This is a genomic window from Sphingomonas sp. 3-13AW, from assembly GCF_049311085.1.
GTDB lineage: Bacteria > Pseudomonadota > Alphaproteobacteria > Sphingomonadales > Sphingomonadaceae > Sphingomonas.
The window spans coordinates 40,566-59,641 of sequence record NZ_JASNVZ010000023.1; the positions used below are offsets into that span (position 1 = coordinate 40,566).

General features: G+C 67.0%; 17 protein-coding genes and 2 pseudogenes. 5 read left to right on the forward strand and 14 right to left on the reverse strand.

Features of this window, described 5'->3' with window-relative positions; all coding sequences use genetic code 11:
- The 6 genes from QP045_RS17750 to QP045_RS17775 all read right to left on the reverse strand — a co-directional run bounded on the left by QP045_RS17750 (position 1) and on the right by QP045_RS17775 (position 6,536).
- The gene (locus tag QP045_RS17750) at positions 1 to 1,215 is read right to left on the reverse strand and encodes a Gfo/Idh/MocA family protein (protein WP_422516335.1); all 1,215 of its coding nucleotides are present in this window, start codon (positions 1,213 to 1,215) and stop codon (positions 1 to 3) included.
- 90 nt (positions 1,216 to 1,305) lie between these two features.
- Positions 1,306 to 2,505, reverse strand: coding sequence for an acyltransferase family protein (locus QP045_RS17755; protein ID WP_422516336.1), 1,200 nt, complete (start codon positions 2,503 to 2,505; stop codon positions 1,306 to 1,308).
- Positions 2,505 to 3,071, reverse strand: a complete 567-nt coding sequence (locus QP045_RS17760) for a polysaccharide biosynthesis/export family protein (RefSeq protein ID WP_422516337.1) — start codon at positions 3,069 to 3,071, stop codon at positions 2,505 to 2,507. Before QP045_RS17760 ends, QP045_RS17755 begins: the two co-directional genes overlap by 1 nt.
- Before the next feature lie 80 nt (positions 3,072 to 3,151).
- A complete protein-coding gene (locus QP045_RS17765; protein ID WP_422516338.1) occupies positions 3,152 to 3,985 on the reverse strand; it encodes an aldo/keto reductase in 834 nt (277 codons plus the stop codon).
- Between the two features lie 59 nt (positions 3,986 to 4,044).
- Positions 4,045 to 5,244 carry a glycosyltransferase gene (locus tag QP045_RS17770; protein WP_422516339.1) on the reverse strand — a complete coding sequence of 400 codons (1,200 nt, stop codon included), beginning with the start codon at positions 5,242 to 5,244 and terminating at the stop codon, positions 4,045 to 4,047.
- Positions 5,241 to 6,536 carry a hypothetical protein gene (locus QP045_RS17775; RefSeq protein ID WP_422516340.1) on the reverse strand — a complete coding sequence of 432 codons (1,296 nt, stop codon included), beginning with the start codon at positions 6,534 to 6,536 and terminating at the stop codon, positions 5,241 to 5,243. The genes QP045_RS17770 and QP045_RS17775 overlap by 4 nt, the downstream gene beginning before the upstream one ends.
- A gap of 135 nt (positions 6,537 to 6,671) precedes the next feature.
- Here QP045_RS17775 and QP045_RS17780 point away from each other — a divergent pair, with 135 nt between their 5' ends.
- On the forward strand, positions 6,672 to 7,601 hold the full coding sequence (locus QP045_RS17780; RefSeq protein ID WP_422516341.1) for a glycosyl hydrolase: 930 nt from the start codon (positions 6,672 to 6,674) through the stop codon (positions 7,599 to 7,601).
- Here QP045_RS17780 and QP045_RS17785 read toward each other — a convergent pair.
- Genes QP045_RS17785 through QP045_RS17795 form a run of 3 tightly spaced genes read right to left on the reverse strand, consistent with a single transcriptional unit; the run spans position 7,578 to position 13,409 of the window.
- Entirely contained in the window at positions 7,578 to 8,258 is a 681-nt protein-coding gene (locus QP045_RS17785) for a 4'-phosphopantetheinyl transferase family protein (RefSeq protein WP_422516342.1), read from the reverse strand. The two genes, QP045_RS17780 and QP045_RS17785, sit on opposite strands and share 24 nt — an antisense overlap.
- Complete coding sequence (locus QP045_RS17790) at positions 8,255 to 12,220, reverse strand: non-ribosomal peptide synthetase (protein WP_422516343.1); 3,966 nt, start codon at positions 12,218 to 12,220, stop codon at positions 8,255 to 8,257. Before QP045_RS17790 ends, QP045_RS17785 begins: the two co-directional genes overlap by 4 nt.
- A 1-nt stretch (position 12,221) precedes the next feature.
- Entirely contained in the window at positions 12,222 to 13,409 is a 1,188-nt protein-coding gene (locus QP045_RS17795; RefSeq protein ID WP_422516344.1) for an AMP-binding protein, read from the reverse strand.
- A gap of 288 nt (positions 13,410 to 13,697) precedes the next feature.
- Here QP045_RS17795 and QP045_RS17800 point away from each other — a divergent pair, with 288 nt between their 5' ends.
- From QP045_RS17800 to QP045_RS17810, 3 genes are all read left to right on the forward strand, one after another.
- Complete coding sequence (locus QP045_RS17800) at positions 13,698 to 14,213, forward strand: response regulator transcription factor (protein ID WP_422516345.1); 516 nt, start codon at positions 13,698 to 13,700, stop codon at positions 14,211 to 14,213.
- A 213-nt stretch (positions 14,214 to 14,426) separates the two neighbouring features.
- A complete protein-coding gene (locus QP045_RS17805) occupies positions 14,427 to 14,681 on the forward strand; it encodes a response regulator transcription factor (RefSeq protein ID WP_422516346.1) in 255 nt (84 codons plus the stop codon).
- A 219-nt stretch (positions 14,682 to 14,900) separates the two neighbouring features.
- Positions 14,901 to 15,854, forward strand: coding sequence for a class I SAM-dependent methyltransferase (locus tag QP045_RS17810; protein WP_422516347.1), 954 nt, complete (start codon positions 14,901 to 14,903; stop codon positions 15,852 to 15,854).
- 74 nt (positions 15,855 to 15,928) lie between these two features.
- Here the strand turns inward: QP045_RS17810 and QP045_RS17815 are convergent, their stop codons facing one another.
- Complete coding sequence (locus QP045_RS17815; RefSeq protein ID WP_422516348.1) at positions 15,929 to 16,321, reverse strand: hypothetical protein; 393 nt, start codon at positions 16,319 to 16,321, stop codon at positions 15,929 to 15,931.
- 291 nt (positions 16,322 to 16,612) lie between these two features.
- Here QP045_RS17815 and QP045_RS17820 point away from each other — a divergent pair, with 291 nt between their 5' ends.
- Entirely contained in the window at positions 16,613 to 17,194 is a 582-nt protein-coding gene (locus QP045_RS17820) for a class I SAM-dependent methyltransferase (protein WP_422516349.1), read from the forward strand.
- Positions 17,195 to 17,229: 35 nt separating this feature from the next.
- Here the strand turns inward: QP045_RS17820 and QP045_RS17825 are convergent.
- From QP045_RS17825 to QP045_RS17840, 4 genes and pseudogenes are all read right to left on the reverse strand, one after another.
- Positions 17,230 to 17,393: pseudogene (locus QP045_RS17825) on the reverse strand (transposase); the annotation flags it as partial.
- 75 nt (positions 17,394 to 17,468) lie between these two features.
- The gene (locus tag QP045_RS17830; RefSeq protein WP_422516352.1) at positions 17,469 to 18,047 is read right to left on the reverse strand and encodes a hypothetical protein; all 579 of its coding nucleotides are present in this window, start codon (positions 18,045 to 18,047) and stop codon (positions 17,469 to 17,471) included.
- Between the two features lie 58 nt (positions 18,048 to 18,105).
- Positions 18,106 to 18,576 (reverse strand): hypothetical protein, encoded by a 471-nt coding sequence (locus tag QP045_RS17835; protein ID WP_422516350.1) that lies wholly within the window; start codon positions 18,574 to 18,576, stop codon positions 18,106 to 18,108.
- Between the two features lie 139 nt (positions 18,577 to 18,715).
- Positions 18,716 to 19,076 (reverse strand): annotated as a pseudogene (locus tag QP045_RS17840) (transposase); the annotation flags it as partial.

Consider the following 19,076-nt stretch of genomic DNA (forward strand, 5'->3'; position numbering starts at 1 on the left):
TCAGGCGCGCATCTTGGCGTCGGGCGCCAGCTTCACCGTCCGGCCGGTGCGCGCGGATTCGTAGATCGCCTCGATCAGCCGGAGGTCGCGCAGGCCCATTTCGCCGGGGGTCAGGATCGGGGTGCCGTCGCGGACGGCATTAGCGAAATGGTCGATCTGCCCGACGAACTGCACGCCGGGATCGCCGGGCGTCAGTTCGCGACCGTTGAGCTGCATCTTCTGGCCCGCATAGCTGGTGGCCGGATTCATCGACAGGACGCCGGTGGTGCCGCGCACCTCCGCGAAGTTGATGCCGGCGGAATCATAGGACGACACCAGCTGCGCGACGGCGCCCGACGGGAACCGCCATTGCGACGACACATGCGCGAAGATTTCGGCAAAGCGAGGATCGCCCGTGGGGCGGAAGGTGGTGGCGCTGATGCTCTCGGGCATCTCCCCGGTCAGGTAGAGCGCCGATTGCAGGCCGTAGATCCCATAATCCTCAAGCGGGCCCCCGCCGGCCAGCGCGCGGCTGGTGCGCCAGTTCTCGGCCGGGCTCGTCGGGCCCATGCGATAGGATTGTTCGGTGCGCAGCAGCCGGATGTCGCCGGCCGCCTTTTCCTTCATCAGCCGCATGGCTTCGAGGTTGTACGGCTCGAAATGGGAGCGATAGGCGATCATCAGCTTGCGATTGGCACGCTTGCCGGCCGCGATCATCCGCTCGCAATCGGCACTGGAAAGCGCCATCGGCTTTTCGCACAGGACGTGCTTGCCCGCCGCAAAGGCGCGGATCGCCCAGTCGGCGTGCAGGCCGGTCGGAAGCACGATGTAGACCGCATCGACGCGCTTGTCGGAAGCAAGCTTGGCATAATCCTCGTAGGAATAGCGTGCGTTCGCCGGGATGCCGTAGGCGTCGCCGACGCGCTGCAGCTTCTCCGGGCTTCCGGACACGATCGCGGCGATGTGGGCGCGCTTCGCATCCTTGAAGCGCGGCATCATCTGGTTGAGGGCATAGCCGCCCAGTCCGACGATCGCGAAGCCGACGCTGTCCGGCGCGCGCGGGCGGGGCGGCGTGGCGGGAAGCTTGACGCCATCGGGCATCGGCTGACCCTTTACGCTTGCGGCGCCCGAAGTCTGGCCCGGCGCGGCCGTGCCGGCACTGGCGATCAGCGATGTTGCGGCAATGCTTCCACCCGCTTCGATGAACCTTCTGCGTGTAAGGAAGCTGCCAACCATCGCCGATCTCCTATTCGGGGGAGCGCTATGCTTACGGCATTTCTGTGAAATGTTCGACAGCTTCGCGGTCCAGTGCGCACAACTGTGACGCTAGGCGCGGGCTACCCCGTCGGCGGTGCCGGAAAGCGGGCGGGTCGGGCGACCTGCCCAGCTCCATTGTGCCGGCAGGCGGCGGTCGAGCGCCTGGAGTTTGGGCGCCAGCCAGGCGCGCACCAGAGGCTCGATGTGCATGGCCACGACCCAGGAGAAGAACGCGATCACCGCCACCGAAACCAGCAGCGCGAGGGTGGGTGGAACGCCGGCGCGAAGCTGCCAGGCGCTGAGCGGAATGCCGATCGGCTGGTGGAGCAGGTAGAGCGGATAGGTCATCAGCCCCATCGCCCGCACGACCGCGGCGCGCGGGCCGAGCCAATGGTGGGCGGCGACGTTCCAGCGGAGCGACGCGGCCACGAACAGGAGCGCGAGGAGGTAGGCCGCCTCTGCGGGAAGGGCGCTCATGGGGAGGCTGGCCCATGCGCCGGCCTGATGCGCCTCGCTGGCGATCTGGACCATGCCGGCGCCCGCGAACAGCGCGAGCGCGAGGATGCGGACGCGGCTGGGGCCCTTTTCGCGCAGGATCCAGATCATCGAGCCGACCGCGAAGAAGCAGCCATGCTGGAGCAGGAACTGCTTTGGCAGGCGATGGGTGGCGAGCCGGGTGACGAGGTCGCCGGCCTCTCCGGCCGGAAAGGCGAGCATCGCGATCCAGAGCGCCGTGGACATGCCGCCAAGGACGAGGACCACGCGCTCCAGCCGGTCGAACCGGTCGCGGCACAGCACCAGGAACATGAGCGCGTAGAAGGCGACCTCGACCGGCAGCGTCCAATAGCTGGACGCGACCCAGGGCCCGGTCGGAAAGATCACCAGCGAGAGGAGATAGCGCTGGATGGTTTCCGTAAGCGGGCTGCCGGCCAGGAGGAGCGGGACCAGCGAGAGCGTCGCGCAGATCCAGATGCCGGGCAGGAGCCGGAGCACCCTGCTGCGGACAAAGGCGGAAGGGCTGCGGCCATTGGCGGTATAGGCAATGACAAATCCGCTGATGACGAAGAAGATCTGCACGCCGACCCAGCCGGTGTCGACCCAGGGCGTCCAGCCGACATAGGCGAGAAACGGCGCCGCGGCCGCGCTCCCGCGCTGGTGCGGATCGGCCCATTCCAGATAGGTCAGGTGATAGATGGTCACGAGCAGCGCGGCGGCGAGGCGCAACAGGTCGAGGCCGACGACCTGACCGGGCGTGGCGCTGGCCGTCATCAGAAGATCTTTTCGCGAATCCGGATGGTGTCGCCCGGCTGGATGCGGGTGTCGGCGGTCACCTTGACCTTGGTTTCCCGCGTTTCTCCGGCGCGGGTGATCATGACCTTGCGGGCGTTCGCCCGATAGGTGAATCCCTGCGCCGTCGCCACCGCGCTGTAGAGGGTGAGGCCCGGCGTGAAGGGGTACATGCCGGGCTTGTTGACCTCCCCCAGGATATAAAAGGGGCGGAAGGCGATCACCTCTGCGGTGACCTTGGGCTCGTTGAGCAGGCCGTTGCCCAGACGCCGCTCAAGCTCGGCACGCAGTTGCGGCACGGTCTTGCCGCCCGCGGGATAATCCCCGACCAGCGGGAAGGAGATGATGCCGAGTTCGGAGACCTGATACTCGCCGGTCATCCCCTCCTCGTCATAGACAGAGATGCGCAGCTTGTCCCCGGCGCCCAGCCGATAGTCCGCCGCCACCGCGCTTGTTCCCGGGGCGGGAGCGACCTGCGCGATACCCGGCGGGGCGGATAGGGCGAGGACAAGAAGGGCGAGTGCTGTTCTGGTCGGTCGGGTGCGCATGACGATTTTCCCCGTTCGCTTGGGCCTGTTCGGTCATGACGCCCGGTCGGCGGGCGTCATGGTTCCGTGGTTGCCGATGGTCATAAAAGCTCGTGCAGATGGGCGAGGCTGCTCACCCCGACGATGACGCTGCTGACGCCGGGTAGCGCGCCGGCAGCCTCCACCGCTTCGCGCGGGGGCGGTCGTCCGCGTTCTCCAAGGACGCCCCGCAGGACGATCGCGGTATCCTGTTCGATGAAGCGCGGGATCAGCTCGGCGTCCGCTGCCTGGCGGTACAGCGACAGCGGGATCTGGACCACGTCCATCGCCGGTGCGTTGGCCGCAATGCGCAGGCTTTCCAGATCGTCGCAGGAGACACCCACCCAATCGGCCTTGCCGTGGACCTTGAAGGACTCAAGCGCCCGGAGCGTGGCCGGGCGGGCGAGCGTCTCGGCAGGCGGGCTGTGCAGCAGCAGCGCGTTGATGCGCGCGCCGCCGAGCCGCCGTTGCGCCGCCTGGACCGCGAGATCGAGCGCAAGCGGCGAGAAATCGAGCTGGATGTTGTTCTGGCGCACGGCGCGCACGACGCTGCGGGCGTGGGTGCCCATCATCGGCCGGGTCCAGCGCTTGATCGAATGGGCGAGGCGCCCGATGGCGCTGTGCCGGCGGCCGATCTTGGTCATGACGAAGATGCCGTTGTTGTGGCCGGCAAGGGCCCCCACGACCTGTTCGCTGGTGCCGCCGCCGTAGATGCCGGCGGTGTCGAACAGGGTGATGCCGCTCGCGGCCGCCATCGCCAGCATGGCGCGTGCCTCGTCCAGACCGCCCGCGCTGGAGATGGAGCCGATCCGGGCACAGCCGATGCCGATCGGCGACATGCCCTGCGCGCGGAGCGATGCGGTGATGGGGGCGTTGCCTGCGCCCGGCGACGGCATGCGCGCGGTCGCGGGATGATCAAGGCAGGCCGGGGCGAGCGGTGGCATATGGGCTGGCATCACTGGACCGACCTGACAGGAGTGCGATGGGGGGCGGCGGCGTGCGGCGAGGGGAAGAGATCGACCGGCGCGCGCGCGGCGGGGGTGCTCCACGTCTGGTACTGACGCCCGCGCCACGCATCCGCCATGCCGAGCCCGGTTGCCCAGAACTGCAGCGCGGCCTCTCGCAGGCTGCGCACGATCGAGACGGGAAGCCGCGCGGCCATCGCCAGTACGGCGGCGCCAACGGCGACCAGCGGGATGCCTCGCCACGGCCCGAGGAAGGCGATCACGGCTAGCGCCGCGAACCCGATCGAAGCGATCGCAAGCCAGACGCCGTACCAGCGGATGAGCTTGTGCGAGACATATTTGTAGATGTTGAACGCCGCCATCGAGAGCACGCGCGGCCGCAGATGGCTGTGGGTCATATAGGCGCGACAGGCGATGCGGCGGCGGCGCCGGAACTCGTCGGCACCCTCTACCACCGCCGTTTCATAGGCGTGGACATCCGGTGCGCTGACCAGCCGCATCCCGCGGAACACCACCGTCATCGACACGATGAAATCGTCGAGCAGGTTGGGCGGCACCTCCGGATAGAAGGCGCGGCGGGTGGCGAAGATCGAGCCATCGGCGCCCATCGTCGAGCCGCTGGCGGACTCGCGTGCCTTGATCTTCTCCTCCAGCCGCCAATAGGCCGAGGAGGCGATGGTCGCGTCGCTCGCGTCGGGGTTGGTGTAGTGGAGCGTGCCGCAGAGGCCGCCGACCTCCGGGTCCGAGAAATAGGCGAGGAGCCGGGGCACGCACAGCGGATCGAGCATGACGTTGGCGTCGGTGAAGATGACGACGTCGGTGTCGCAAGCGGCGACGAGCCGGCGCATCCCCGTGGCCTTGCCGACCCGCTCCCCGGCGGTATCGACCTCCACGAGGTCGCCGGCCGCCTGCAGCAGGGCGAGCGTGTCGTCGGTGCTCTGGTCGACGAAGCAGCGGAACCGCATCGTCGGCCAGACCTCCCGGATGGCGCGCAGGTTCGCGAGCTTGGCGGGGATCGAGGCGGCCTCGTTATAGGCGCAGAAGACCAGGGTGGCGCTGGGTGCGCGGCGGGCGCGCAGCCGCAGGGGCTTGCGCGGCGCGAGGCCGAGCAGCAGCGGGTAGAGGGTGTAGGGGAACAGCGCGAGGGTGCCGGTGAGCAGCGATGCGGCAAGGAGGAGGAGGGCGGTCATGCCGCACCTCCGCCCAGCGCGGCATCTTCGAGTATGGCGCGCAGCGGCGCGGCGGGCATGGCGGCGGCAATCCGCTGACGCCGGTGCTCGCGGATAGCCTCCACGATGTCGGCCCCGCGCGTGCGCCAGTCGAAGCGCCCGTCGCAGGCGGCGAAGGCGTTTTCCTGGAGCCGGTTGAGCCGGTCGACGTCGTGGACGAGGTCGATGCAGAGCTGCGTGAGCGCGCGATGGTCGGGCGCCTCGGCATAGTCCCTGCCGGGCAGCAGCGGCAGGCCGTCGATCGCGCCGGTGATGCCGGCCATGGGCAGCCGCGAGAAGATGTAGCTGGTCAGCCGCACCTTGACCCCGCGGCCGACGGTGTCGGGCACGACCCCCAGCCGTGCGCCCTGAAGATGCGCGTCGAGATCCTCCACGAAGCCCGAGAAGCGCACGGTGGGATGGCGGCGGGCCAGCATCGCGCGGAACTCGGGCTCGACGTCGCCGATGACGTCCATCTCGACTCCAGCCTCGGCCATCGGCGCGGCGCAGGCGTCGAGCCAGTCGCGCAGGATGTTGCGCTTGTGGATGGGACCGCGGCCGCCCAGCAGGGCGACGCGCATCGGCGTGTCGGCGGTGATGCGCCGTGCCGCCCGGCGAGCGCCGTCATAGCCCGGCAGCGTGGTGATGTACTGGCGCGCTCCGGCATTCGCCTCGAACAGCGCGCGTTCGTGCGGGTTGATCAGGCTGACGATGTCGACGGTGCGCGCAACATCGTCCTCCCAGCGGCCGACCTTCCAGCCGTCGAGCCGCATGGCGGCTTTCCTGAGGGGGCTGCTGCCGGTGTAGCTGGCGTATTTCTCGGTCCGGGCGGTGCGTTCATGCTCGTGCGAGAGGTAGAGCAGGCAGCCCTGCGGCTGGGCGTCGCGCCAGCGGGCGATGAGGGGCAGCACATGCGCCGAGGCGATGTGGTCCAGGACCACCGCGTCGAACGGCTTGCGCAACAGCTCGCGCAAGCCATCGTGATAGGCGGCGGTCGCATTGTGCCACATGATGTTGGGCATGCTGCTGAGGAACGAAAGCGCCTGCGGCCGCCGCGACTGCGGCACGAGCCGCCAGCGGGCTCCGTCCTTTTCGAACCATCCGGCGGCCTGTTCGCCGTTGCTGGCGGCAAGCACGGTGAGGTCGCACGCGCCCTTCAGGGACTCGATGACGCCGCGGGAATAGGCGATCTCGCCCCCGAACACGGGGCGGTAGGGGTAGACGCGGGTCACATAGAGGACGCGCATCGATGACAGCTTGAATCCGCCCCGCATCGGTCCGCTCCTGCCGGTGGGTCTCTCGGTCCGGGCATGATGGCGAAGGCCTTCGCAGCGTCCTAGTCGGCGTGAATACCGATGCGCGGCCGGCAAGCGTCCGTCATGTTCCCGGCGGGAGAACGGGAGGTGAGGATGTCGCTAGGCAGGATGGCGGTTGCGCTGACGGTTCTGGTCGGAACGGCGGGCGTTGCGTTGCAGATCCCGCAGGCTGACGGCGATACCGCGCTGGTGGTGCATGTCGGCAACGACCCCGCCGACCTGCGGCAGTTCGAACAATGGCTGGGATGCCCGGTCGACGGGGTGGCGATCAGCACCGGCCAGAGGGACTGGACGGACTGGTCGGGTTCGATCGGGTTCCAGCTGAACCGCTGGCGCGACACCAGGCGGCGGCTGTACTGGGCCATCCCGCTGATCCCGCACGGCGCCTCGCTGGCAGAAGCCGGACGCGGTGCCTATTCGGGGCGCTATGCCCGCGCCGCCCGCGAGATCGTCACCGGCACGCCGGGGGATGCGACCATCCCGATCCGCACCGGCTGGGAGTTCAATGCGGACTTCTTCCCCTGGGCATCGCACGGGCGCGAGGCGGACTATGTCGCCGCCTTTCGCCGCTTTGCCGAGACCTTCCGCGGGGTGTCCCCGCGTTTCCGCTTCGAATGGGTGCCCAACATCGGCGGCACCGACGATCCCGCGGCCTCCTATCCCGGCGACGATGTCGTCGATGTGATCGGGATGGACGCCTATTACGACACGCGCTGGCTGCCGGACGATGCGCGGCTGGCCTGGGCCTATACGGTCGAGCGGCCCTATGGTCTGCGCTGGCTGGAAACCTTTGCCAACGCGCACGGCAAGCCGACCGCCTATGCCGAGTGGGGCGTGATGACGCCCGGTGCGGGGCCTTATATCGAGCAGGCGGCGGCATGGTTCGAACGGACGCGGCCGGTCTACCAGAGCTATTGGAACTCGGATTCCACCTTTCAGGGCAAGCTGAGCGGCGGCAGGCTCAAGCCGGCGGGGGCGGCGTATCGGAACGCCTTTGCCTCATGCAGAGACGCTGACGCATAGCGCGGTCGCGTCCGGGCGGTGCTGCATTCGCCAGTCGGTGCCGCGTGCCACGACGGCGGCGGCGAAGCCGGGCAACGGGCTCCAGCTCTCCGACGACCAGTCGACCCGGCCCCAGCGAGTCGGCGGCCCGGCACGGTGGGTCGTCTGAAAGCTGGCCATCTCCACCGCCATGCCGGTGCCGATGGCCTTCAGATACGCCTCTTTCCGCGTCCAGCAGTCGTAAAAGCCGTGCAGGCGGCGCGCCGGACCCATCGCCCGGAGCAGCCGTCGTTCGGTGGGGCCGAAGCAAAGGGCGGCGACGGCATCGATGTCGATGCCGTGCAGCACCTCCTCCACGTCGCAGCCGATCGGGCGGTCGGTGCAGAAGGCCGCGATCATCACGTTGCGGCGCGAGGACTGGCTGATGTGCATGCTGCCGTCCCGCACCATCGGCCGCCCCAGCCGGTCGCGGGAGAGCGAGACGTCCTTGATCGCGCGCCCGAGCAGATGGGCGAGGTTGCTGCGCATCGCCACCCGCCGCGCGAGGAAGCGGCGCCCGTCAAGGGAGCGCCGTCGCCGGGCCGCCTCCGCGCGCTCTTGCCAGCTGGTTCGTTCGAACAAGGCCTCTTCCGATACCGCATCAAGGTCGATGCGGATCAGGTCGACGACCGCGTTCATCCCGCGGCGCTCGCGGCCAACAATCGCTGCACGCGCTGGATCTGGAGGGCGATGCGGCGCCCGAGGTTTTCGACCTGCGGATTGTCGAGGACCGAGACATGGCCGCCGGCGACGTCCTCGGCACGCAGGTCCGCGATCAGGTTACGCCAGCCCGGCGCATAATCGATCTTGCCCTCCCGCGGCTGGAACAGCGCGACGCGCCCGGAAAGCGGCACCGGTTCATAGGCCTTCACGATGCGCATGAAACGGTCATTGAGGTCGAGCAGGTCGCCGGTTTCGGTGCGCCCCGGAATGTGCCGCCGCCGGAAACGGGAGGCATAGCCGCGCATCGTCTCCATCGCGAACGGCATCCTGCAGCCCATCGGCAAGGTGGCGAGCTGGATCACCTGATGGCGCACGCGCGCGGCGATGGTGCGGTAGCGCGCGGGGTTGGCGGTATCGAGCAGGATGAGGAGCCCGACGGCCGCGCCGCGCCGTTCGAGCTCGGCCGTGACGGCATAGGCAAGGATGCCGCCGTTGCACCAGCCGCCGATCATATAGGGCTCGCCATCGGAGTGCGCCTGGACGCGGTCGGCGACGTCGCGGGCGATGTCGAGCACCGTCACCTCACCCCGGAAGCCGTCGTAGCGATCCACGTCGATCGGCAGGCCGATGATCTGCTGGTCGCTGCCGATGGCGGCGGCCATGGCGCGGTAATAGCCCGGCCGGAGATTGGGCACCGCGTCGATCCAGAAGAGCGGCCGGCCGATGCCGTCCTGGATCATCACGGTATCGGGAACCCGACCGGGTCCGTCGCCCTGTTCCAGCATCGCCGCCATCGTGCGGATCGTCGGCGCGCGCAGCAGCGTGGAGATGGGAAGGCGCTGGCCGAACTCCGCCTCGATCCGGCCCATCATCCGTGCGGCGAGCAGCGAGTGACCGCCCAGTTCCTGGAAGTCGGCAGTGACGCCGATGTCGGGCACCGAGAGGATTTCGGCCCAGATCGCGGCGAGGCGGAGCTCCACGTCCCCATGCGGTGCCTCGTGCGGGGCCTGTTCGCGCGGCTGGGCCTCGACCGCGGGGAGCGCCTTTCGATCGACCTTGCCGCTGGTGGAAAGCGGCATGGTGGCAATCGCGGCGAATTGCGCGGGGATCATGTAGGAAGGCAGGATCTGGCGCAGATGGTCGCGCAGTTCCGCAGAGGCGGGCGCGCGCCGCCCGCGCGGGACATAGAAGGCGGCGAGCCCGACATGGCCGCCCTGGTCGAAGGTCCTGACGGCGGCGAGGGCGACGTCGGGATGCGACGCCAGCGCCGACTCCACATCCCCCAGATCGATGCGATAGCCGCGCACCTTGACCTGCCCGTCGCGGCGGCCGAGCCATTCGCAGCGCCCGTCGCGGCGGATCAGCGCCATGTCGCCGGTGCGATAATAGCGTTCGCCGTCCAGCATCTCGATCCGGGTGAATGCCCTGGCCGTGAGCGCTTCGTCCCGATAGCCCCGCGCGAGGCCGTCGCCGCCGATCAGCAGGTGGCCGGCGGTGTTGGGCGGCTGGGGCCGTCCGGCGTCGTCGAGCACGATCATGCGCGTGTTGTCGATCGGCCGCCCGATCGTGATGCGGTGCGGGCCGACGGCCTCGATACTCGACCAGACGGTGGTCTCCGTCGGGCCGTACATGTTCCACAGCGTCATGCCCGCATGCAGGATGCGGTCGGCGAGATCGCGGGGCAACGCCTCCCCCCCGCACAGCACGGTCAGCCCAGGCCGCCCGGGCCAGCCGCTCGAGAACAGCGCACGCCAGGTCGCGGGCGTCCCCTGCATCACCGTGCAGCCGCTGCGGGCGATGGCCTCTGCCTGGAGCACGGGCTCCCGCGACTCGGCGCTGGTCGCGACCACCACCGTCCCGCCGGCGATCAACGGCAGGAACAGTTCCAGGATCGAGATGTCGAAGGTGGGCGTCGTGATGGCGAGCAGCACGTCGTCCTGGCCGAAGCCGGGGGCGCGGCGCATCGATTCGAGCATGTTGACGGCAGAGCGGTGCTCGATCTCGACGCCCTTGGGAGTGCCGGTCGAACCCGAGGTGTAGATCACATAGGCGAGGTCGGACGGCAGCGTCTCCACGGGGATCACCCCACGACTGGATGCCGGATGGATCGCCGGCAGCTCGTCACAGACCAGCACCGGGACGCCCCAGCCCGGCAGGACGCTGGCGCTCGCGCGGTTGGTGATCACCATCACCGGCCCCGCATCCGCGACGATCGCGTCCAGGCGCGCGGCCGGAAACGAGGGGTCGAGCGGAAGATAGGCAGCGCCCGCCTGCATGATCGCGAGCGGTGCGGCGACCGTGTCGGCGGTGCGGGTCATGCAGACCGCGACCAGGTCTCCCTTGCCTACGCCGGCCAGCCGGAGATGGGTGGTGATTTCGTCGACCCGTTTCCACAGCTCATGATGCGTCCAGCTGGTACCGGCACAGCGGACCGCGGGGTGGATGGCGCGCGACCAGCCGGCCTCGCGCGCATGCTCGTGGATGGTGCGATCGGGGATCGGGCGCGATTCGCCGCGGGCAAGTTCCAGCATCGCCGCCGCCTCGTCCGCATCCAGCATCGGCAGGTCGATGAGCGGGGTTGCAGGTGCCGCGACGACTCCGCGCATCAGCCGCTCCCAATGGCGGGTCATCGCCACGATCGTCTCGGCATCGAAGAGGTCGGTGGCGTAGAGGATCCGCACGCACAGGCGATCTCCGATGTCGGTGATCTCGGTATAGAGATCATATTTGGCGGTACGGGGCGCGACCTGAAGCGAGACCAGGTCCCAGCCCTCAATCTCCCGCGAACGGGGCGGGTCGAGGGTGAACATCGCCTGGAAGATGGGCGCCATGCCCGCTTCGCTGCGGATGCCGAGCGCGTGGACGACCTCTCCGAACGGGACGTCGCTGTTCTCGATGCCCCCGATCGCCACGTCGCGGACGTGGTGGAGATAGTCGGTGAACGGCATGTCGCCGCTCGGCCGGCTGCGCAGCGCCATGCTGTTGATGCAATAGCCCATCATCCGCTGGGTCTCTGGCCGGCGCCGCGTGTCCGCGACTCCGCCGATGATGAGGTCGTCCTGCCCGCTGTAGCGGTGGAGCAGGGTGCAGAAAGTGGCGAGCATCGTCATGTAGAGGGTGACGCCGTTGGCGCGGCTGAGCGCCTGGAGTTGCGCGAGCAGCTCCTCCGGGACCTCGAACACCTCCATCGAGCCGTTGGGCGTGCGCTCCGTCGAGTGCGGGCGATCGGCGGGCAGCTGCAGGATCGGCGGATCCTGGCCCAGGGTCCGGCGCCAGTATTCGATCTGCAGGTCGCGCGAACGCTGGCGCACCGCGTCCTGCTGCCACACGGCATAGTCGCCATATTGGGCGCTGGGATCGGGCAGGCCGTGGGGGCGGCCCTCCCGATAGGCGGCGTGGATGGCGGCGAGTTCCGGCATCATCACGCGGTTGATAGATACGCCGTCGAAGATCAGGTGGTGGAGGACCAGGTAGAGCCGGTGGTCATCGTCGGCGAGCTTTGCCACGCGACCGCGGAACAGCGGCCCGTGCGCCAGGTCGAACGGTTTCCAGGCATCCGCCTCTGCCAGTGCCAGCGCCTCGCGCTCGCGATGCTCCATCAGGGCGATGCCGGTCAGGTCGACATAGGCGAGGTGGCTCGGCATCTCGGCATGGACGACCTGGACCGGCTCGCCGTTGATCTCGCGGAAGGTGGTGCGCCAGGCCTCGTGCCGGCGCACGACCTCGTCAAAGGCGTCGCGGAACGCCTGGAGGTCGAACGGGCCCTTGCGCAGGATCGTGAACGGTTCGTTGTAGAGCGGGGCGTCCGGGCAGCGGGCGGCGTGCAGCCAGACGTGACGCTGTTCGTCGGTGATGGGGATGATCGCGCCGCGGGGGCGGGGGGCAATCGGCGGGGTGCGGGCGATGCGCGCCCGCGCGACCTTGAGGGCAGTCGCCATGTCAGGATGCTCCCATCATGCCGGTGTATCCGATGCCGCCGCCGGGCAGCGCGCGCGCCCGGCGGCCGGTGCGAAAGATCATGCCGGCGGGATCGTCCCCGAACGGGTCGGGCACGAAGCGTTCGGCCGTCAGGTGCGGGCGGTTGCGATAGCCGCGGCCGACGCCGCCGCCGCCGATCCACATCTCGCCCTCTTGGCCGCGGGGAACCTGGCAGCCCTCCGCATCGAGGATGTGGATGGTCGTTCCGGCGATCGGCCGGCCGATGTGCGGGCCACCCGGACGTTCGTTGCGGGCGACGGTGTGGGCGGAACTGACGAGCGCGCATTCGTCATGGCCATAGGTGGCGACGAGGCGGAAGCGGGCGTCGGGCGGGTAGCAGCGCGCGCGCTCGACATCGGTCAGCACCAGGCGCAGCCGGGCGCCCTCGCCAAGCGGCGCCTGTGTCAGCGCGTCGATCGCCTCGTCCCCGGCGACGAGCACGCTGACCGCCTCTGCCTCCAGCCAGAGCCGCATGGCGGCCGGATCGGCGGCGATCGCGTCGTCCATGATGACGAGCGTGGCTCCGGCGGCGAGGGCGGGCCACAGCTCCAGCATCGCAGCCGAGGTTCCCGGCTCCGCCATGTGGCAGATGCGGTCGAAGGGGCGGACACCGCACTCCGCCCGCAGCCAATGGGCCAGCAGCATCAGATTGGCATGGGTGATCTCCGCGCCGCAGGTGGCGCCCCCGATGGTGACGGCGGGCGCGATCCAGGCGACGCCGCGGCTGTCGAGATCGTTCGCGGCGGCGGGGGGCGGCTCGCGGAAATCGGCCGTCAGATCGGGCGATACCGTCAGGATGGCCGCGCCGGCCGCGACGCTGACGACCGGATCACGTTCATTTTGGACCACGAGCAGAACCACCCCGCAGTCGGCGAGCCGGAAGCGGAGCATCTCAACCGATGCATCGGGGGAAAGGGCGAGGCAGGCGGCCCCGACCTTCATGACGGCGAGGCACGCCGCGATCTGATCGATGCCCCGGGGCAGGCAGATGGCGACGGTCTTGCCGCGGTCGGCACCGGCGCGACGGAGATGGTCGGCGATGGCGCAGGCATAGAGATCGAGTTCTGCCCGGGTGATCGACCTCCCGGCGTGGGTGGCAACGATCTCATCCGGTTTGGATGCGGCGTGCCTTGCGACGCACGCGTCCACGGTCGTACTTCCATCCACAGGACGGCGGCTCCCCAGTCTTCGCATATGTCGTCGCCTCTGTTCGACAGATTCTACTCAAACCGGCCCGAGTCCGGGACAAAGAAGCGGCCGTGAGAGGAGGTAATTATCGTTCGCGAGAGCGGGCAATGAAACGTGAGAACTACGGATGTTCGGGGGTCATATTACGAATTCGGTAATTGTACGTATTTCCTTACGTCACATAAACCATGTTGTTGTATACTAAGAGGGGCGTATCAGGCGCGCCATAGGGGAGGGCCGACGTCCGTGATGCTGGAACAAGGCGACCGTAACGACGCAGACCGGCCGGATGTGGTCCGCGTGGTGGTGGGGGAGACCGGGGTCTGCCTGGACATCGTGATGGCCGATGGTGTCCGTGCCGCACCCCGCATTGCCTGCATTGTCGTGGTCGGGAAGGATCTTGGGGGGCTCCGGTTTTCCCTCCAGGCGCCCCAGGAACCTTCCGAACCCGCTCGAATCCAGAACGGGCGGGACGAGCCCGGTCAGCTCGTCCAGGTCGTGGCACCGAGTGCGGCGCGCACTCCCCTGTCGCCGCGGGAGCTGGAGGTCCTGGCCCATTTGGCAGAGGGGCGGTCGAACAAGGTCATCGCGCAGGCCATGAACATCTCCGGCGAGACGGTGCGCGCGCATGTGAAATCCATCTTTCGAAAGGCCGGGCTTGAGAACCGCACCCAGGCGGCACTCTGGGCGATGGCGATCACCGCCTCCGACAATTTCGTGAAGATGCAGGACGGGCTTTGGAACGGTGAGACGTCCGAGGGCTGAGATGACCTGCATCGGCCGCGCCGTTTGACTAGGCCCCCTCACCCATAAAGGGGGGGGTGACTCAATTATTACCAAGTAATATGACGGGCAGGCGAACTAATCGTCGCCAATAGACTTGAAGCACTTGGCCAAAGTGCCTGACCATATGCGGGGAGGGTGAAGTGCTGTCGCTCTGAATGGCGCGTACTTCTATCCGGATTCAATGGAGGGAACATGGTCGACTATAGAACCGTATCGTGGGACTCTGGATCGCTGACCAATCGCGAGCTCGAGGTTCTGGGACGGGTTGTTGAGGGATTGTCCGCCAAGGAGATCGCGATCGAGCTGGGGATCGCGCACCGGACGGTGGAATGTCACATCGAACATTTGCGAGCTAAGACGAACAGCCGCAATCGGGCGCAGATGGCGGCTGAAGCGGTTCGTTCGGGTGTCGTGCCGATGAGCAGGCCGGCAAGCGCTTCCGCTTGAGCGGTGGCGGTGTCCGCGTCCGTTCTTGCGCCGGCGTTGTGCCGGGTGAGGGCGGCGGGGCCGGAGTTTTTGCGATCTCGTGCCGCACCGAACCCATGCATGTGCCCAGTCCAGGGCACGGCGAGAAGTGAGGGCGGCTCCCCGTGTTCTTGTCGGCTGGGTCGCGGTGGGGTGCCCGCGACGTAGCTCCGCTCGGGCTGGTCGAGCAGGAGATTGGCAATGCCCCCACTGCTTCAACGCGCGATCCGGTTCTGGTCGGCGGCGTCGGTGACGCCCGGCGCGCTTCTGGGCATGGCCAGTTTGGTCAAGCGCGGCCTGCCGGCGATGGTGGATCAGGCGCGGGACCGCACAGACCTTTTGATGCTGCAGGCGCAGCTGGCGCCGGTGGACCTGCATCTGGCGCATGTCGGGATGTTGAGGGACAGGGGGCTGCACGATCGCACCTACCTCGACTGGCGCGCGCGGCGCATCGAGAAGGTGCTGGAGATCTATGGCGTCGAGTTTTTCGAGGGCGTGCGCGTCCTGGAACTCGGATGCGGACACGCGGACATCGGCGCCTTCTTTGCCGACATCGGCGCCGAGGTGCTGTGTGTCGATGGCCGGATCCGCAACATCAACCATGCCAAGCTGCGACACCGCGGGGTGCCACGCCTGGCGTTCGAGTGCATGGACCTGGAACGCGACTTCGCGTCCCTCGGCCGCTTCGACCTGATCCTCAACTTCGGGTTGGTCTATCATCTGCGGGAAGTGGACGCCCACCTGGCGTGCTGCTTCGGGATGGCCGACGAGATCGTCCTGGAGACCGTGGTCTGCGACTCCCGCGATCCCGACCGCATCCTGTTCCGGGATGAGCATGCGGAGATCGACGAAGAAGCGCTGAACGGCGTGGGCAGCCGGCCGTCCCCCTTTTACATCGAGCGCCTGGCGAGAGCGGCGGGACTGGACGTGGAGCGGCACTTTTCGGCCGACCTCAATGCAGGTGGCTTGTTCCGGTATGACTGGGAACATCGCGATGATGGCGCGGCCAACGACGACTTCGGCAACCGTCGCTTCTGGCGCCTGTCGCGCAAGCTGCCCCAATCCCCCCGCAGCGACACCGTGCCGGTCAGCGCATCCGTGGCGTCCGGGCCGCGGGTCGCGGCGCAGGCTGACGTGGCGGAGGGTCCTCTCTAGGGTGTCCCCTCTTCAACGGCCGCGATCGACAGCATGGCCAAATATGGTGGTCAGCTGTCATCCGACCCATCGTATCATCGAGCCAAAGGCTGCCGGGGCACGTTCAGGACGGTGTGATCGGCCATTATCTTGAAAGATCCGCTGCCATAGCCCCCTGTGCCGGAGGTGGTGGCCACGTCGTACACGGTACCAATTCTGAGCGGCTTGGCGGACACGCGTCCCGAAGGCTGCGGCTTGCCCCTGAGTTGCTGTCCGTAGAATATCGGAAACGCGTCAACGCAGTCGTATTCGAGACTCTGATGCCAGAAAGTGCCGTATCGAATCCTGGCTGCGTCGTCGCCGAATGCAGGCTTCGCCCTTGCGTCGCCTGACGCAACCACATCAATCTGGTTGATACAGGACGGACCATTTCGAGAATTGGGATCAACAACGAACGCCAGCTTACCGCCGCTCACAACAGCGCTCACATCATAGTTGTATGAACAGCTTCCAAGGGCCAAAAAGATAATCGGGATCGGGAGCCTTGAGCGCCGCATTGTGCAAGTGTGGCACGGTAGATTATAGTCCGCAACTGCCGCGTGGTTCCGTTTACGTAGTCCTATCTCGCTCTCATGAATGGCGACGATTGGATGAACGCGGACCGGCGGCTTGCGGAAGTCGGGAGCATTTGCGGCCGTCCCGAAAGCAATGGTAAGACAGGAAGGTTCAGGACATTCTACTGATCCGTTTGGGTTGTTGATCTTTCGCAAGAGGGCAAGATGACGACGGATCGTTCCGGTGGTTGGGAGGCGGTTTCCGACCAGTTCATGGCTATGCGCTCGCCGGCCGGTGCGGCCCTGGTTCTGGCGTGGGCAAAGGATCGCCTCCCGCCGTCCGCTGCGATCTTGGAGATAGGATGCGGCTCCGGTGTGCCGATCGCGCAGGCACTGGCGAACGCTGGTTTTCCAGTATGGGGCGTCGATGCATCGCCTTCGCTAATCTCGGCATATCGGCGCAACCCGCCCGACATGCCTGCTGTGTGCGAGGCGGCTCAGACCAGTTCCTTCTTCGATCGGGCATTCTTCGGAATCGTATCGATCGGGCTCGTCTTTCTGCTTGATGAGAGCGATCAACGGGTGCTCTTCGCTCACATTGCCGATGCCCTGGAACCCGGTGGACGATTTCTGTTCAGCGCCCCTCGAGAGGTTTGCTGCTGGAACGACACGCTGACTGGCCGCGTATCCAGGTCACTAGGCGCGGGCGCATATGGCGCGCATCTCGCGGGCGCCGGCCTCCAGCTGAACGACTGCCTGTCCGATGAAGGCGGGAACGACTATTACGACGTGGCCAAGCCCGTCTGAGGGTTTGCCATAGCCTTTCCATACAGGATCGAGTTTCGGGAAAGCCTGGCCGCGGCGGACAGTCCGTACACCTTCTTCCAGCGGTAGAAGGTCTGCTCCGATATCCCATCCGGCGGATCACCTCGGCAACCGGCGTGCCCGTCTCCGCCTGCTTCAGCGCAAACGCAATCTGCTCTTCCGTGTACCGCGATTTCTTCATGTCCAGCTCCTTGCCAGAAGGCTTCAAAGGACCGGAAAACTCTCGCTCAAAATGGGCCAAAAAACAGGGGGGACGTCAAATGCAGGGACGGTCCCGTTCCTGGTTGCTGCTGGCCGGAATGATCCTCAGCCTCCGGTTGGCCCAATAGCTTAAATCCATCGAGAGCCGAACCGGCGAGCCGGGGCGGGTGAAAACGGCCTGGTCGCCCCAGTTTCCGGTGCTGGTATAGCAACGGTCCCAACCCGCGTGCAGAAGAGCATCGCCGATCTTGAACACTGCTGCGTTATCCCGGCCGTGCCAGATAATTAGCTGGTCGAAGCCGCCCTCGCCACTGCTTCCCACCAGGTCGACCGCCGCCTCATATGGCCCGAGGCTTTCGATATACAGATTGTGACGACGGCAGCGCATGTGCACCGCATCGGTGGCGAAGCAGTCGGTGAAGCCCCTCCTCATTGCGTCCTGAAGGGTGCCGCTGACCGGCAATCCCATGAAGGCGATTGTAGGCGGGGGCGGGCGCACCTCGGGGTGCATCTTCACGAACAACCCGATCAGGGGGACGATGATGCACACCGAAAGCAGTATGTGCCGCCGGGCAGGCCGCTCGTCGAAAGCACCGCCCGCCACGCTCAAGACTTCGCGCAGGACTGTCAGCATCGCGAGCACGGGAGGGCTGACAGCCAGCGTTTAATGCACCGGTCGAAGCCCGCGCGACTCATGGGGTCTGATGGTCGAACAAAAGCGTTATATAGCCGAATAAGGCGTTCGCTGCTGGAGACCGGCATTCCGTGTGTGTCGATGTTTGCGACGTGCGACCGTCGGTCAGCGTCAACTCCATTGGACCGACCGCGTTGCTGAGGAGCAAATCGCCGTCACGGCCCTTCTGGGCCTCACAATTTCGGTCGGTCAGTCCGCTTTTGAACGCCTGCTCGGAAAGAGCGCGTGCTTTCTGCAGTCTCTCGCCTGCCAATTGTCCGTTCCGTTCAGCAGGCTGCGCTATCGCTTGGGGCCACCCTTCGGCTGGCGGTGCGACGACATAGTCGCCGGTCGCAAGGTTCAGCATCAGGTTCTGCGACGGCGTCCACTCGGAACGGTCGACACTGGCCCGCAATTCCGTCTGCGCCTTCGCCGCATCCATGACCACGAGAGTGGCAACCAGTATCATGACGGGAAGGACGAACCGCATTTCAGTTCTCCGAACGAGAATGCTGCTCTGAGCCTAGGGCCACATCATCCCGCCGCCAAGATGTGCCGAGCAATCCGGGCGTCGACACGTCCGTAACGGGGGGCGGAAGCGGAAGGGTCGCTTTTAGAGCGGTTTTCGATCAGTCTGCATCGTAGCCGCAGTTGGGGAAGAAGTTGGCGCATTCCTGTGGCGAGTAGAGCTCGAGGATGCGGCCGATGGCGTTCCATAGGCCATGGATGGTGCGCTCGGCAGCCTTGCGCAGATGCGCCTTCAGTTTCGCGAACGCCTGTTCGATCGGGTTGAAGTCGGGCTGTAGGGCGGGAGGAACAGGAGCCTGGCGCCGACGCTCTCGATGGCGGCGCGCACGGCGGGAGCCTTGTGGCTCGACAGGTTGTCCAAGATGACCACGTCGCCGCTGGCGAGTTCGGGCACGAGGACGCGGGTGACGTAGGTGAGGAACGCGTCGGCGTTCATGGGCCCGTCGAGCACCCACGGCGCGA